Origin of the sequence: Lacisediminimonas profundi (genome assembly GCF_008831265.1) — a bacterium.
Taxonomy (GTDB): Bacteria; Pseudomonadota; Gammaproteobacteria; order Burkholderiales; family Burkholderiaceae_D; genus Lacisediminimonas; species Lacisediminimonas profundi.
In genome coordinates, this window is sequence record NZ_VTTH01000004.1 from 168877 (window position 1) to 183981 (window position 15105).

The 15105-nt window shown below is 61.8% G+C and carries 16 protein-coding genes; 14 read left to right on the forward strand and 2 right to left on the reverse strand.

What is annotated here, in order from left to right; genetic code table 11:
• The first annotated feature begins 11 nt into the window (after positions 1-11).
• The 4 genes from FVE66_RS13085 to FVE66_RS13100 all read left to right on the forward strand — a co-directional run bounded on the left by FVE66_RS13085 (position 12) and on the right by FVE66_RS13100 (position 4165).
• Entirely contained in the window at positions 12-1025 is a 1014-nt protein-coding gene (locus FVE66_RS13085) for a quinone oxidoreductase family protein (protein WP_151447897.1), read from the forward strand.
• On the forward strand, positions 1022-1447 hold the full coding sequence (locus FVE66_RS13090) for a PaaI family thioesterase (protein ID WP_151447898.1): 426 nt from the start codon (positions 1022-1024) through the stop codon (positions 1445-1447). The genes FVE66_RS13085 and FVE66_RS13090 overlap by 4 nt, the downstream gene beginning before the upstream one ends.
• A gap of 113 nt (positions 1448-1560) precedes the next feature.
• Positions 1561-3096 carry a class I adenylate-forming enzyme family protein gene (locus FVE66_RS13095; protein WP_151447899.1) on the forward strand — a complete coding sequence of 512 codons (1536 nt, stop codon included), beginning with the start codon at positions 1561-1563 and terminating at the stop codon, positions 3094-3096.
• A gap of 130 nt (positions 3097-3226) precedes the next feature.
• Positions 3227-4165, forward strand: coding sequence for a Bug family tripartite tricarboxylate transporter substrate binding protein (locus FVE66_RS13100; protein ID WP_421829874.1), 939 nt, complete (start codon positions 3227-3229; stop codon positions 4163-4165).
• Between the two features lie 145 nt (positions 4166-4310).
• Here FVE66_RS13100 and FVE66_RS13105 read toward each other — a convergent pair whose 3' ends face one another.
• Complete coding sequence (locus tag FVE66_RS13105) at positions 4311-5825, reverse strand: YifB family Mg chelatase-like AAA ATPase (protein WP_151447901.1); 1515 nt, start codon at positions 5823-5825, stop codon at positions 4311-4313.
• 261 nt (positions 5826-6086) lie between these two features.
• Here FVE66_RS13105 and FVE66_RS20680 point away from each other — a divergent pair, with 261 nt between their 5' ends.
• Positions 6087-6185, forward strand: a complete 99-nt coding sequence (locus tag FVE66_RS20680) for a type II toxin-antitoxin system HigB family toxin (protein ID WP_161993274.1) — start codon at positions 6087-6089, stop codon at positions 6183-6185.
• Positions 6182-6604 (forward strand): helix-turn-helix domain-containing protein, encoded by a 423-nt coding sequence (locus FVE66_RS13115; protein WP_151447902.1) that lies wholly within the window; start codon positions 6182-6184, stop codon positions 6602-6604. Before FVE66_RS20680 ends, FVE66_RS13115 begins: the two co-directional genes overlap by 4 nt.
• A gap of 60 nt (positions 6605-6664) precedes the next feature.
• Here FVE66_RS13115 and FVE66_RS13120 read toward each other — a convergent pair whose 3' ends face one another.
• On the reverse strand, positions 6665-6910 hold the full coding sequence (locus FVE66_RS13120) for an accessory factor UbiK family protein (protein ID WP_151447903.1): 246 nt from the start codon (positions 6908-6910) through the stop codon (positions 6665-6667).
• 241 nt (positions 6911-7151) lie between these two features.
• Between FVE66_RS13120 and FVE66_RS13125 the strand changes: the two genes are divergently transcribed.
• The 8 genes from FVE66_RS13125 (at position 7152) to ptsP (ending at position 14860) form a co-directional block, all read left to right on the forward strand.
• Entirely contained in the window at positions 7152-7955 is an 804-nt protein-coding gene (locus FVE66_RS13125) for a TorF family putative porin (protein WP_151447904.1), read from the forward strand.
• A 19-nt stretch (positions 7956-7974) separates the two neighbouring features.
• A complete protein-coding gene (locus tag FVE66_RS13130; RefSeq protein ID WP_151447905.1) occupies positions 7975-8313 on the forward strand; it encodes a P-II family nitrogen regulator in 339 nt (112 codons plus the stop codon).
• Between the two features lie 13 nt (positions 8314-8326).
• Positions 8327-9856, forward strand: coding sequence for an ammonium transporter (locus FVE66_RS13135; RefSeq protein ID WP_151447906.1), 1530 nt, complete (start codon positions 8327-8329; stop codon positions 9854-9856).
• Between the two features lie 219 nt (positions 9857-10075).
• Positions 10076-11374, forward strand: coding sequence for a glutamate--cysteine ligase (gene gshA / locus FVE66_RS13140; protein ID WP_151447907.1), 1299 nt, complete (start codon positions 10076-10078; stop codon positions 11372-11374).
• Positions 11374-12312 carry a glutathione synthase gene (gene gshB / locus FVE66_RS13145; protein ID WP_151447908.1) on the forward strand — a complete coding sequence of 313 codons (939 nt, stop codon included), beginning with the start codon at positions 11374-11376 and terminating at the stop codon, positions 12310-12312. Before gshA ends, gshB begins: the two co-directional genes overlap by 1 nt.
• Positions 12313-12363: 51 nt before the next feature.
• Complete coding sequence (locus FVE66_RS13150) at positions 12364-12771, forward strand: PTS sugar transporter subunit IIA (protein ID WP_151447909.1); 408 nt, start codon at positions 12364-12366, stop codon at positions 12769-12771.
• Between the two features lie 44 nt (positions 12772-12815).
• Positions 12816-13085 carry an HPr family phosphocarrier protein gene (locus FVE66_RS13155; protein ID WP_151447910.1) on the forward strand — a complete coding sequence of 90 codons (270 nt, stop codon included), beginning with the start codon at positions 12816-12818 and terminating at the stop codon, positions 13083-13085.
• A gap of 17 nt (positions 13086-13102) precedes the next feature.
• Positions 13103-14860: a phosphoenolpyruvate--protein phosphotransferase gene (gene ptsP, locus FVE66_RS13160; RefSeq protein ID WP_151447911.1), complete on the forward strand. Its 1758-nt coding sequence runs from the start codon at positions 13103-13105 to the stop codon at positions 14858-14860.
• The last annotated feature ends 245 nt before the right edge of the window (positions 14861-15105 follow it).

Sequence of the window (15105 nt, forward strand, 5' to 3'; positions counted from 1 at the left end):
AGAATATTCAGATGAAAGCAATGGTTTTGCGGGAGCACGGCGGCGGCGAGAAAATGAAGCTGGAGACAGACTTCCCGAATCCGGTGGCAGGCGAAGGCGATGTCGTGATCAGGGTAAAAGCATCGTCGCTCAACTATCACGATGTGTTCACCCGGCGCGGCATGCCGGGCATTAACCTGCCGTTCCCGGTGATCATGGGCCTGGATGTCGCTGGCGAGATCATTGAAGTCGGGCCCGGCGTCGAAGGATGGGCAGTCGGCGACCGCGTGCTGGCCGACCCGTCGAACAAGGTCGAAGGCGGCTTGATCGGCGAAACCGTGCACGGCGGCCTGGCCGAACGTTGCCGCGTGCGCGCACATCAGCTGATCCGCATCCCCGACGGCGTGCCTTTCGAGCAAGCCGCGGCGCTGCCTGTGGCCTACGGCACCGCGCACCGGATGATGCAAAGCATCGGACAGATCAAGGCAGGCGAGAAAGTGCTGATTCTCGGCGCCAGCGGTGGTGTCGGCGTATGTTGCGTGCAGCTGGCCAAGCTGGCGGGTGCCGAGGTGATCGCCTGCGCCGGGACGGAAGAAAAGGGCGCGCGCCTGAAAGAACTGGGCGCCGACCACATCATCCTTTACACCCAGACCGATTTCATGAAGGCGGTGCATGAGCTGACAGGCAAGCCTGGCCGCAACCGCACAAAAGTATCGGGCGGGGTGGATGTCGTCGTGAACTTCACCGGCGGCGATACCTGGGTCAAGTCACTGCGCTGCCTGCGCCTGGGCGGCCGGTTGCTGACCTGCGGGGCGACGGCAGGTTTCGATCCCAAGGAAGACCTGCGCTATGTCTGGAGCTTCGAACTCCAGATCCGGGGCTCCAACGGCTGGGACAGGAGCGACCTGGTTGCTCTGCTGGACCTGGTGAATAGCGGAAAACTCAAGGCTCCCATCGACCGCATATGGCCGCTGGAGGACGCCGCCGCGGCGCTCGACACCATCGAGCAGCGCAAAGTGTTCGGCAAAATCGTGGTGGCATCATGAGCGCGCGCCTGACGACGCAGGAAATCCAGGAAAAACTCGACAGCTCGCCATTCATGAGTTTCCTGGGCATGACAGTGACTGACATCGATTATGAGCAGGGACTGCTGACGATGCGCATTCCCATGCGTGCGGAATTCGAGCGCGGCCGTGGCAGCGGCCAATGGCATGGCGGACCAATTGCCGCGATCATCGACACCGTTGGCGATTACGCGGTGGGAATGCTGCACGGGCGCGGCTTGCCGACGGTCAACTTCCGGGTCGACTATTTCCGGCCGGCGATCAATACCGCGCTGATTGCAGTCGCCAAGGTGCGGAGAAACGGACGCAGCGTTGGCGTGGCCGACGTCGATATCTACAACGAGTCGCAGGTGCTGCTCGCGGTAGGACGGGCGACCTATTCGACGCTGGAAGCAGGCGGCTGATCACCGGCGGATCACCAACGGCAATGTAATGCAGGCATCATGACAGGCTTTGCCCGGCGGCTATCAATGACGGGCACGCCTGGCGATCATTCAGTAAAGGAGTGGAAATCAGCATGTCACAGCGCTGGAACAACATTGGGGAGTTGAGTGATCCGGGCGAACAGCCGGATCGCCCCGCGATCATCGATTTGCGCGATCGAGACAAGCCGCGCACCTACACCTACGCCGAATTCGATGGGTATTGCGGCGGTGTCAGCCATGCGCTCGTTGCAGCCGGACTGAAGCGGGGCGCGCGCGTTGCGATTGCATCGCTCAACAGGGCGGAATTCCTGTTCGCCTATTTCGGTATCCAGCGTGCCGGCATGGTTGTGGTGCCGATCAACATCAAGCTTCCCAAAGACCGGATCGACTACATCCTGGATGACGCGGCCATTGAATTTGCGTTTGTCGATGGCGCGAGCCGGGTTCAGCTGGATGGCCGGGTCCCTGTGATTGATTTTGACGGCGATGACGACCAGGGTTTCTCGTCACGGGTAAAACCGGCCCGCTTCGATACCGTGAAAGTCGGCGAGCAGGAGATCGGGCAGATCATTTATACCTCGGGCTCGACCGGGAATCCAAAAGGCGTCCTGCTGCCCCATTCCGGGCAATTGTGGGTGGTGTCCCGCACCGCACTGCCGGCAACCCCGGAGCCGGAACGCTATCTTCTTGCGCAGCCCTTGTTCCACATGAATGGCCTGATCCTGGCCAAGCGCACATTTGCCAGCCGCGGCACGCTGGTGATACTGCCTTCATTCGACGTCTCCACCTATGTCGATACGCTGGAGCGTTACCAGATCAATGCCCTGTCGGCGATCCCGACCATGTTCGCGCGGATTTTCCGCAATCCCGAATTGCTGGAGAAGCGCGATTTGTCCTCGTTGCGGCGGGTGTCGCTTGCGTCCGCGCCCATGACCCTGGCGCTATGGGAGCGCATCAAGGCCGCCCTGCCCGGCGTCCGGCTTACACATGGGTATGGCTCGACCGAAGCCGGCGCCGGGAATTTCGGGCCGCATCCCGACGGGCGGCCTTCGCCGCCCTTGTCAGTCGGCTACGCCACCCCGGAAACCGAGATCAGGCTGGTCGATGGACCGGATGAAAACGAGGGTGTCCTGGTTTCGCGCAATCCGGCCATGTTCACCGGCTACCAGAACCTTCCGGAGAAAACCGCCGAAGTGTTGCAGGATGGCTGGTATTACAGCGGCGACATCATGCGGCGCGACGAGGACGGTTTCTATTTCTTTGTCGGGCGCGCTGACGACATGTTTGTCTGCTCGGGTGAAAACATTCATCCGGGCGAAGTGGAAAAAATGCTGGAGAAGCATCCGCAAGTCCGGCAGGCTTGCGTCGTGCCCTTGAGCGATGAAGAGCGCGGCCAGATGCCGGTGGCTTTTCTCGTGCCCAAGCCCGGCACACAGATAAATTTCGAGGACATCAAGGCGTTTGCGCTGGCGAACGGCCCCGCATACCACTATCCACGGCGGGTACAGGTCGTTGACGAATTGCCTTTGGCCGGCACGGCCAAGGTCGATCGCAATCTCCTGAAAAACCGAGCCAGGGAATTGGAGACGACAGCAGCATGGACGAGCGGAAATGCGGCTAACAGCTGACCGTGGATCCATTACTTTGCACAGGCCGAATCGCGTGCCTGCCTATTACCTCAACATGGGAAGTTTCATGAGAAGCATTTTCAAGAGCGCTGTACCAAGCCTTGTTTCGAGCCTGCTGGCAGTAGGCAGCATGGCCGTGCTGGCCACGTCTGTCCAGGCGCAGGCACTGGACTATCCGAACAAGCCAGTGAGCATCATCGTTTCGTTCCCGCCCGGCGGTTCGTCGGATTATTTCACCCGCCTGGTCGCCAATAACCTGGCAAAGACGTGGGGACAAGCGGTTGTGGTCCAGAACCGTCCCGGCGCAGGCGGCAATCTCGGCGCCCAGGCTGCTGCGCGTTCGCCGGCTGATGGCTATACGATCTTCATGAGCTCCATCAACACCCATGCGATCAACCCGGCCTTGTACAAGAACCCGGGATACGACCACATCAAGGATTTTGCGCCGGTCTCCAAGATCGCGACGGTGCCCAATGTGCTGGTCGTGAACCCGGACGTGCCGGTCAAGTCGGTTTCAGAGTTGCTGGCTTACTTCAAGGCCAATCCGGCCAAGGCTTTCTATGCCAGTTCGGGCGCCGGCACCTCGCCACACCTGTCGTCCGAGCTGTTCAAGAGCATGACCGGCACACCGATTGCGCATGTGCCCTATAAAGGCAGCAGCCCGGCCCTGACCGATGTAATGGCCGGTGTCGTGCCAATGGCCATCGAAAACCTGCCGGCGGCGATTGCCAACATCAAGGCTGGCAAGTTGCGGGCGCTGGCAGTCACTTCACCGAAGCGCTCCGTCGAGCTTCCTGACGTGCCGACGATGATAGAGGCCGGCGTGCCCGGCTATGAGGTGACCTCGTGGTGGGGCGTGTTCGTTCCAGCCGGCACGCCGCCGGTAATCATCAAGAAGATCAACGCCGATATCGTCCATTTGCTCAATTTGTCCGAAGTGAAAAAGAGCATTGCCTCGCAAGGCGCGACACCCGCACCGTCCACGCCGGAAGAACTGGCCGGCCTGGTCACATCCGAAACGGCCCGCTGGGGTAAAGTTGTACGTGATGGAAACATCACGGTGAACTGAAACCGGGCCAGGCCGGCAACAGGCAATCGACTTGCCGGCTTGGCCGCATTACAGGAAAAAGCCCTTCAACGCGGAGGGCTTTTTTCACTGGTCGCCACCTCGGTGTCGCCCGTGGCCGGATGGGCGGTCGCTTGACCGGCCTGCTTCAGTCGCGCGGACGCAAGGCTCGCCGATACTGGATCGCCTCTCCCACATGGGCCGCCGAGATCATCTCGCTCCCGGCCAGGTCGGCAATGGTGCGCGCCAGTTTCAGTACCCGATGCGCTGCGCGGGCCGACCATGCGAAGCGCGTCATGGCGCTGCGCAACAGATTTTCGGCTGCCGGTTCGGTGCGGCAGACTTGTTCGATCGCGGAAGGCGTCAGCTCCGAATTTGCCCTCCCCTGCCTGGCCAGTTGCAAGGCATGGGCAGTGGCAACGCGCTCGGCTATCGCTGCCGACGGCTCGCCGGCAGCGGCGTTGCGTAACTCATCCTGTTCCACTACTCCCACCTCCAGTTGCAGGTCGATGCGGTCCAGCAGCGGTCCGGACAGCCGGGACTGATAGCGGTCGATCGCATCCGGCGAACATCGGCAGCGAACTACCGGGTGCCCGAGGTAACCGCAGGGACACGGATTCATTGCTGCGACCAGCTGGAAACGGGCCGGAAAATCAGCCTGGCGGGCCGCGCGCGAGATCGTGATCCGGCCGGACTCCAGCGGTTCACGCAGCACTTCCAGCACCCTGCGGTCGAACTCCGGAAGCTCGTCGAGGAACAGCAGGCCGCGGTGTGCCAGCGAGATTTCGCCCGGGCGCGGCGGGCTGCCACCGCCGACCAGTGCCACCGCTGATGCCGTGTGATGCGGCGCCCGGTAGGGCCGCAGCCGCCATCGTTCAACCTGGAAGCCGCTGGTGAGCGATTGCACTGCCGCCGACTCCAGGGCTTCCTCGTCGGTCATCGGCGGCAGTATCCCGGACAGGCGGGCGGCAAGCATCGACTTGCCGCTGCCCGGCGGACCGACCATCAACAGGCTGTGGCCGCCGGTGGCCGCGATTTCCAGCGCGCGCTTGGCCCGCGCCTGTCCCTTCACCTCGGCCAGGTCTAGGCACGCGGCCAGGCCTGGAGGGTGCTCGGCGATGTGGCGGGCCAGCCGGGCGCTGTCGTCGCGGGCGGCGAAATGCGCCGCCACTTCGAGCAGGGAGCGGGCTGGATAGACCAGCGCATCCCGTACCAGCGACGCTTCTGCGGCATTGGCTAAGGGCAGGATGAATGCACTGGCAGCACCCTCCCTGTGCATTGCGTAGGTCATTGCCAGCGCGCCGCGGATCGGCCGCAGTTCGCCGGACAAGGACAATTCGCCGGCGAATTCGTGCCGGTCCAGGTCCCTGGCCGGTATCTGTCCGGACGCCATCAGGATACCGAGCGCGATCGGCAGGTCGAAGCGCCCGGACTCCTTGGGCAGGTCGGCCGGCGCGAGGTTGACGGTGATGCGGCGGTTGGGAAATTCGAAGCCGGCATTGAGCAGCGCGGCCCGGACCCGGTCGCGCGCTTCCTTCACCTCTGCTTCGGGCAGGCCGACGATGGTGAATGCGGGCAAGCCGGTGGCAAGGTGGACCTCCACCGTGACCCGCGGGGCTTGCATTCCAGTCAGTCCACGGCTTTTAAGGACGGCCAGGGTCATGGTTTCCGATGCTTCCGGGGAAAGCTTCGGATCATCGGCGGGTGGTGTGGCCAGGGGAAGGAGTATTAGGCGTGCGGCGGGATCAGGTGTCCGGCGTGGAAACGATTTGTCGGCTACCGGTCAGGGACGGCCCTCTACTTCCGCTTCGAGTTCCACCACCAGCACTTCCCGCGAGTGCCCAGCCACCGGCAACCGGTAGCCAAGTAACAACAAGACATCGCAGATTGATACTTTCGCAACACACAATATGGCTACCGCATAGTGGCAGTCGTATATTACGAACATCAGAAGATGTACATCCGTCACGTCTTCACGCACGCGGAGTACGACAAATGGACACAGGAAAATCGAAAAAAATGAACTCGATAGCCCAATCAGGCGGGATGCCCGCGCTTGCGCGGGCCTGGGCAACCGTGCAGGAGGCGGTTCCCATGCATCCGATTCGCAGCAACAAGGATTACGAGGCCGCGGTCAAGCTTGCCGACCAGCTGGTGGATACCATCGGGGATGACGAGGGTCACCCCTTGTTTTCGATGCTGGATCTGTTGACCGACCTGATCGAAGCCTGGGAACGGAAGAATGTCGTGATTCCCGATGCGCCGCCCCGGGAGGTGTTGCGTCACCTGATCGAAGCCAACAAGCTGAAGTACAAGGACCTGGAAGGCATCGCCTCGCAAACCTTGTTGAGCGACATTCTTGCGGGGCGCAGGAACATCAGCAAAGCAGTCGCCAAAGGATTGGCGCAGCGTTTCAACGTGAGCGTAAACGCCTTCGTCTGAAACATGCCCTGACTGCCGCGGGATCAAAGCCCGCCGGGCAATCGTCTCGCCGGCAAACGCTCAGGGCCGGTCCTTGAATGCCGCTTCAAGCTCTGCCACTCGCGCTTCCAGCTGTTCCAGGCGGGCGCGGGTCTTGGCCAGGACTTGCGCCTGGATATCGAATTCTTCCCGGGTCACCACGTCCAGCCGTGCCAGGCCTTGGGTCATCATCGCCTTCACATTCTTTTCAATATCCCGGGCCGGTGAGTTCTCCAGCGCCTGGTTGATCCTGGCCTGGAAATTCTGAAAAAAGTTGGTCTTGTCCATTTTGGTGTGCCCGGGATGAGTGCTGCATCTTTTTGGTGCGGCAAATCGGAGCACGATCCACTTGGGTGCAACGACTTGCGCGTAAATGTCTACCCATGCACAGCTGCGGCGCTGGGGAATCGGAATGATACCGGAAAGCCGTTTTCAGGGCTGGCACGCTCCCTGCTAAATGTTGCACGGTGCTCACATATTGTGCTGCCTGATCAATCCGATTCCGATTATTCACGACTAGGGATATGCCATGAAAAAAACGATACTTTTCGCTGCCGTACTCGCCACGTTCGCGGGATCCGTCGCGGCCCAGACCGCTGCTCCGGCCGCACCCGCCTCGCCGCACACGCTGACCGGCAACATCACCCTTGCGAGCGACTATCGCTTCCGCGGCATTTCGCAGACCTTCCGTGCCCCGACCCTGCAGGGCGGCTTTGACTACAGCCACAGCAGCGGCCTCTACCTGGGCAACTGGAACTCGAACGTCAGCGGCAACCAGTTCAACAATGGCGCCGGCCTCGAGATGGACATCTACGGTGGCTACAAGTGGGAAGTCGCCAAGGACGTGACGGCTGACGTCGGCCTGCTGTACTACTACTACCCGGGCGCGGAAATCGCCGCCACCGGCAAGAAATACAACAATGGCGAGATCTATTTTGGCGGCACCTGGAAGTGGCTCTCCGTGAAGTACAGCTACGGCCTGACCGACTTCTTCGGCCTGAATGGCACCACCTCCGGCGCTGTGTTCGGCCTGGCCGCCAACGGCGATTCCAAGGGTTCGGGATACCTGGACATCACCGGCAACTGGGAAATCGCTGACAAGACCACGTTCACCGCGCACGTCGGCCGCCAGACCATCAAGAACTACGGCGCAGGCAGCTACACCGACTACAAGCTTGGCATTGCAAAGGATTTTGGCTTCGCCACTGTTGGCCTGGCACTGATCGGCACCAACGCCAATGCGGCGCAGTACACGATCACCAGCACCAGCGGCACCTCGATCAAGGATGTGAGCCGGCCGTCGGCAGTGCTGTCCGTATCCAAAACCTTCTGACCAATCTGACGAGGTTCTCATGAAACTCCTTACTGCAATCATCAAGCCGTTCAAGCTCGACGAGGTGCGGGAAGCATTGTCCGCCATCGGCGTGCAGGGCATCACCGTCACCGAGGTGAAGGGATTCGGACGCCAGAAAGGCCACACGGAACTGTATCGCGGCGCCGAATACGTAGTCGACTTCCTGCCCAAGACCAAGATCGAAGCAGCGGTCGACGACGACATCCTGGAGCGCGCAATCGAGGCGATCGAAACTTCGGCCCGCACCGGCAAGATCGGTGACGGCAAGATTTTCGTCTACAGCCTCGAGCAGGTGGTGCGGATCCGCACTGGCGAGACTGGCAAAGACGCACTCTGACTGGAGAAATCTGATGAAAATTACACTATCAAGCATGCTGGCCGCCGGCGCCCTGGCGCTGGCAGTCGGCTTCTCCGGCATGTCGTCGGCAGCCGACATGCCAAAGGCAGACGCACCGGCTGCGTCGGCACCCGCTGCAGCAGCCCCCGCAGCCGCGGCAGCAGCACCGGCAGCATCGGCAGTTGCTGCACCCGCTGCCGCAGCAGCACCGGCCGCAGCAGCACCCGCACCGACACCCAACAAAGGTGACACGGCCTGGATGATGACTGCGACCCTCATCGTCATCATGATGGCTATCCCCGGCCTGGCATTGTTCTACGGCGGCCTGGTCCGTTCCAAGAACATGCTGTCGATCCTGATGCAGGTGTTCATGGTGTTCTCGCTGATCATCGTCCTGTGGTGCATCTACGGCTACTCGCTGGCGTTCACCGAGGGTGGCAGCTTCATCGGCTCGTTCGACCGGCTGTTCCTGAAGGGCATTACGGGCGAGACCAACACTGCCACCTTCAGCAAAGGCGTGGTGATTCCGGAGCTAGCCTTCGTCGCCTTCCAGGCATCGTTTGCGGCCATTACCTGCGGACTGATCGTTGGCGCCTTCGCCGAGCGCGTCAAGTTCTCGGCCGTGCTGCTGTTCTCGGTGCTGTGGTTCACGTTCAGCTACCTGCCGGTTGCCCACATGGTCTGGTTCTGGCCTGGCCCGGATGCCTTTACTGACGCTGCTGCCGCAGAAAAAGCGACCGCTGCCGCCGGCTGGCTGTTCCAGAAGGGTGCGCTTGATTTCGCCGGCGGTACCGTCGTGCATATCAACGCCGCTGTCGCTGGCCTGGTTGGTGCCTACGTGATTGGCAAGCGTATCGGTTATGGCCGCGAAGCCATGGCACCGCACTCGCTGACGATGACCATGGTCGGTGCTTCGCTGCTGTGGGTGGGCTGGTTCGGTTTCAACGCCGGCTCGGCGCTGGAAGCCAGCGGTTCGGCTGCGCTGGCCTTCATCAACACCCTGCTGGCTGCGGCTGCGGCAACAGTGGCCTGGGTCTTCGCCGAGTGGATGTCCAAGGGCAAGCCTTCGATGCTGGGTGCAGTCTCCGGCGCATTGGCCGGCCTGGTTGCCATCACGCCTGCGGCTGGTTTCGTCGGCATCATGGGCGCCCTCGTAATCGGGCTTGTGGCTGGCGTCGTCTGCCTGTGGGGCGTCAACGGCCTCAAGAAGATGCTGGGTGCGGATGACTCGCTCGACGTCTTCGGGGTGCATGGCGTGGGCGGCGCACTGGGCGCCATCCTGACCGGCGTGTTTGCTGCGCCATCGCTCGGCGGCACCGGCATCTACGACTATGTCGCCAACAAGGTTGCGCCCGACTATTCGATCGCCGGCCAGGTCTGGATTCAGTTCCAGGGCGTGCTGACGACCGTGATCTGGTCCGGCGTGGTGGCATTCATCGCCTTCAAGCTGGTTGACCTTGTGATCGGGCTGCGCGTGCCGGAAGACCAGGAACGCGAAGGCCTGGATATCACCAGCCACGGCGAGTCCGCGTATCACGTGTGATTGAATCACCAAGGTAGTCTCCTCCGGCAGTATCCCGTTCGCGGGTTTCAGAACGCCTCCCTCGGGAGGCGTTTTTTTTGGCTGAAGCCTGGTATTGCCGCGGTACTTTAAAAACCTGGCGTCCGTCCCCACCTCTGGTGCCAGCCCCGCTGCAAGCCGAACTCCGCGTGCATCCGGGAATACCGCTAGAATCTTGCCATCCTGTACCGAAAGCATCTTATGGTTCCCCACCTGGTCACCGCCCTGAACGGCCCCCTGCTCGACCTCGAGAAGAAAATCCTTGCTGCAACGCCCGCGATCGAACGCTGGTTCCGCCTCGAATGGCAGGAGCACACACCGCCGTTCTACTGCTCGGTCGACCTGCGCAATGCAGGATTCAAGCTGGCGCCGGTCGACACCAACCTGTTTCCGGGCGGATTCAACAACCTTTCTCCGGAAATGCTGCCGCTGGCGGTGCAGGCGGCGATGGCGGCGATCGAGAAATACTGTCCGGACGCCAAGAACCTGTTGCTGATTCCGGAACGTCATACCCGTAACACCTTCTACCTGCAAAATGTCGCGCGCCTGATGCAGATATTCCGCCAGACCGGCCTGAATGTGCGGCTGGGCTCGCTGTCGGAAGGTGTGCGCGAACCAACGCCCATCGAGCTGCCGGATGGAACGACCATCGTCCTCGAACCGCTCGAACGCCAGGCAAATGGACGCCGCGTCGGCCTCAAGAATTTCGATCCCTGCACGATCCTGCTGAACAACGACCTGTCGGCCGGGCTGCCGTCGATACTCGAGAACCTGAACGAGCAGAACCTGCTGCCGCCGCTGCATGCGGGATGGGCAGTGCGGCGCAAGAGCAATCACTTTGCCGCCTATGACGAGGTGGTCAAGAAGTTCGCCAAGCTGATCGATGTCGACCAATGGATGCTGAATCCGTATTTCGCAAAATGCAGCGGAATCAATTTCCACGAGCGGACCGGCGAGGACGCACTGGCCGTCAGTGTCGACGCGGTGCTGGCCAAGATCCGCAAGAAATACAAGGAATACGGCATCAAGGAAACACCGTTCGTGATCGTCAAGGCCGATGCCGGCACCTATGGCATGGGCATAATGACCGTGCGCGATTCGAGCGAAGTGCGCGACCTGAACCGCAAGCAGCGCAACAAGATGTCGGTCGTCAAGGAAGGGCTGGAAGTCTCGGACGTGATCATCCAGGAGGGCGTGCACACCTTCGAGCACATCAACGATGCTGTGGCCGAGCCCGTGGTCTACATGATCGACCGTTATGTGGTTGGCGGTTTCTACCGCGTGCATGCCGAACGCGGCGTGGACGAGAACCTCAACTCGCCGGGCGCGCATTTCGTGCCGCTGGCGTTCGCTCACCAGCATGCGCTGCCCGACCTGCTGGCCAAGCCGGGGACCGCCGCCCCGAACCGTTTCTACATGTATGGCGTGGTGGCGCGGCTGGCGCTGCTGGCAGCGTCGATCGAGCTTGAGAAGACCGACCCCAATCCGGAAATTTATTGATGAAGATTGCCTTTGCCGCCGACCCGCTTCCAGGTTTCAAGACCTACAAGGATTCCACCTACGCAATGATGGTCGAGGCGGCCGCGCGCGGCCACAGCTTGCATGTGTTCCAGCACAAGGACATGGCGATCGTTGGCGGCAAGGTGGTCGCGACCGTGCAGCGTATCGAGCTGACCGGCGATCTGCTCGACTGGTATCGCGCCGATGCGCCCGAGAACCATCCCTTGTCGGCATTCGACGCGGTGGTCGAACGCACCGATCCGCCGTTCAACATGGAATACATCTATGCGACTTACCTGCTGGAATTGGCGGAGTCGCAGGGGGTGCGGGTTTTCAACAAGCCTGAAGCGATCCGCAGCCATAATGAAAAGCTGAGCATCGCCCAGTTCTCGCAATTCACTGCGCCGACCATTGTCACCAGCGACGAACGGCGCATCCGTGCTTTCCATGCCGAGCATCGCGACGTGATACTCAAGCCGCTCGACGGCATGGGGGGCGCCGGGATCTTCCGGGTCGACCGCGAGGGCATGAACCTGGGCTCGATCATCGAGCTGCTCACCAAAAATGGCCAGCGCACCATCATGGTCCAGCGCTACATTCCCGAGATCGTCAAGGGCGACAAGCGGGTGCTGGTAATCGGTGGCAAGGTGGTTCCGTACAGCCTGGCGCGGATACCGCAGGCGGGCGAAGTGCGCGGCAACCTGGCCGCCGGCGGCAGTGGTGTTGCGCAAGCGCTGTCGGAGCGCGACCGCGAGATTGCCGGGACGCTTGGCCCGATTTTGATGGGGCGCGGCCTGTTGCTGGTAGGATTGGACGTGATCGGCGACTATCTGACCGAAGTCAACGTCACGAGCCCGACCTGTTTCCAGGAGATACACCAGCAAACTGGTTTCAACGTCGCAGGCATGTTCATCGACGCGCTTGAAGAATTGATGTAGCCGCAGGGGGCAAACAGCCCAGGCGGCCATCACCGGGAAATCGGCACACATATGGTTGGCATTCTGCTTCTGACGCACGCACCACTGGGTCAGGCATTCATCGACGCGGCAACGCACGTGTTCCGCGGCCGGCCCGAGCGGCTGGAGGCGATCGACGTCTCCGCCGACCAGGACACGGCCGAGGTGCGGCGGCTGGCTAGCGAGGCGATCGAAAGGCTCGATGACGGCGGCGGCGTGCTGGTCATCACCGATGTAATGGGAGGAACGCCGTGCAACTGCACGCTGCAGTTGTGCCAGCCGGGCCATGTCGAGGTGATTGCCGGCATCAGCCTGCCGATGCTGCTGCGCGCGATCACCTACCGCAACGACACCATCGATGTCGTTATCGAGATGGCCCTGGCCGGCGCCCAGAATGGCGCAGTGCGGGTGGATAACCGGGTGCGCCTGTCACCGACGTAAGCAGACCAACAACCAACAACATCAACGATAGCAGCGATACCGACATGATCGAGCAGGAAGTCGAAATCATCAACAAGCTGGGCCTGCATGCCCGCGCCTCGGCCAAGTTGACCCAACTGGCCGCAAAATACAAGAGCGACGTCTGGATGAGCCGCAACACGCGGCGTGTCAACGCGAAGTCAATCATGGGCGTGATGATGCTGGCCGCCGGCAAGGGCTCGACCGTCAAGCTGGAAATCGACGGACCGGACGAGGAAGACTGCCTGGACGCCCTGCTGTCCCTGATCCGCGCACGATTCGGCGAGAGCGAGTGAAACCGGATCCCGCTCAAATGAACAAGACCGGTTCGTCGTTTACGCTGCACGGCATTCCGGTTTCGCGCGGCATCGCCATCGGCCGTGCCCACTTGTTTGCGCCGGCGGCGCTCGATGTCCAGCATTACCTGGTTCCGGAAGAGCAGGTCGAGAACGAAGTGCAGCGACTGCAGGATGCGCTGGCCACCGTGCATCGCGAGCTGCAGACGATCTGGACCGACCTGCCGGCCGATGCGCCGGCCGAGCTCGGCGCTTTCATCGATGTGCATGCGCTGATCCTGTCGGACCCGATGATTTCCGAAATTCCGCTGGAGATCATCCGCAAGCGACACTACAACGCCGAGTGGGCGCTGGTGACCCAGATCGATGAATTGTCGGCGCAGTTCGAGGAGATCGAAGACGCCTACCTGCGCGAGCGCAAGAACGATATCGGGCAGGTCGGCGAGCGCGTGCTGAAAGTGCTGACCGGCACTGCAAGCAAGCTTCCCGAGGCCGGTGCCGACGAGTCGATGGCGCACATGATCGTGGTCGCCCACGACGTTTCCCCGGCCGACATGCTGCAGTTCCGTCATGGCGCATTTGCCGGTTTCATCACGGACCTGGGCGGGCAGAACTCGCATACGGCGATTGTTGCCCGCAGTCTCGACATACCGGCCGTGGTCGGCCTGGCCAATGGTTCGACGCTGGTGCTGCAGGACGACTGGATCATTATCGACGGCGACGCCGGCGTGGTCATTGTCGATCCTTCGCCGCTGGTGCTGAAACAGTACCGCGATCTCCAGCAGCGCCTGATCCGCGAACGCAAGAAGCTGAGCCGTCTGCGCAAGACGCCGGCCGTCACAAAGGACGGCACCCCGATCGACCTGATGGCAAACATCGAACTTCCGGAAGACTGCGCCACCGCGATGGAGGTGGGGGCGAGCGGCGTCGGATTGTTCCGTTCCGAATTCCTTTTCCTCGGCCGCATCCACGCCGGCCGGCTGCCGACCGAGGATGAACAGTTCGAGTCGTACCGCAAAGCGGTGCTGGCGATGAAGGGGCGGCCTGTCACGATCCGCACGCTCGACATTGGCGCCGACAAGCCGCTGCACCATGCCGATGAAACGGCGCTCAATCCTGCGCTCGGGCTGCGGGCGATCCGCTATTGCCTGGCCGAGCCGCAGATGTTCCTGACGCAGCTGCGGGCAATCCTGCGGGCATCCGCTTTCGGTCCTATCCATCTGCTGGTGCCGATGCTGGCGCATGCATTCGAGATCGAGCAGACGTTGGCAATGGTGGCGCAGGCCAAGGCCCAGTTGCGCGAAGCGAAGTGCAAGTTCGACGAGCAGATTCCGGTTGGCGCCATGATCGAGATCCCGGCCGCCGCGCTGGCGCTTCCCTTGTTCGTCAAGCGCCTGGATTTCCTGTCTGTCGGCACCAACGACCTGATCCAGTACACGCTTGCGATCGATCGCGTCGACCACGAAGTCGCCCACCTCTACAACCCGCTGCATCCGGCGGTGCTGCAGCTGATCGGGATGACGATCTCGACTGGCGCCAAGGCCGGCAAGCCGGTTGCCGTTTGCGGCGAGATGGCCGGCGACGTCCGCCTGACCAGGTTGCTGCTGGGTATGGGGCTGCGCGAGTTTTCGATGCACCCGACGCAGATTCTCGCGGTCAAGCAGGAGGTGCTCAATACAGATCTCGGCCGGATCACTGCCCAGACCCGCAAGATCCTGAAGGCCTACGAGCCGGAAGCGATTGCGGAGGCGGTGGCACAGTTGCGGGAGATGTAAGGCGCCGCAGGCCCGGGCGGAGCCCAGGCCCATGGTTTGACCCGTCACCCCACATCGTATATTCTTGATGCCACTGCGCCGATTTGAACGGCGGCCGGAAGGGTAACCGACCCGGCCTACACAGCTTGCGGGCGCAGGGGGCCAGTCCCCATATAAATACGGCTAAAGCGAGCTACCTGGCAGGTTCCGGATTAGCCCGACAAGCTGAATGCTTTTCGGGCTTTTTTGTTTTCTGGCGTTTTGTC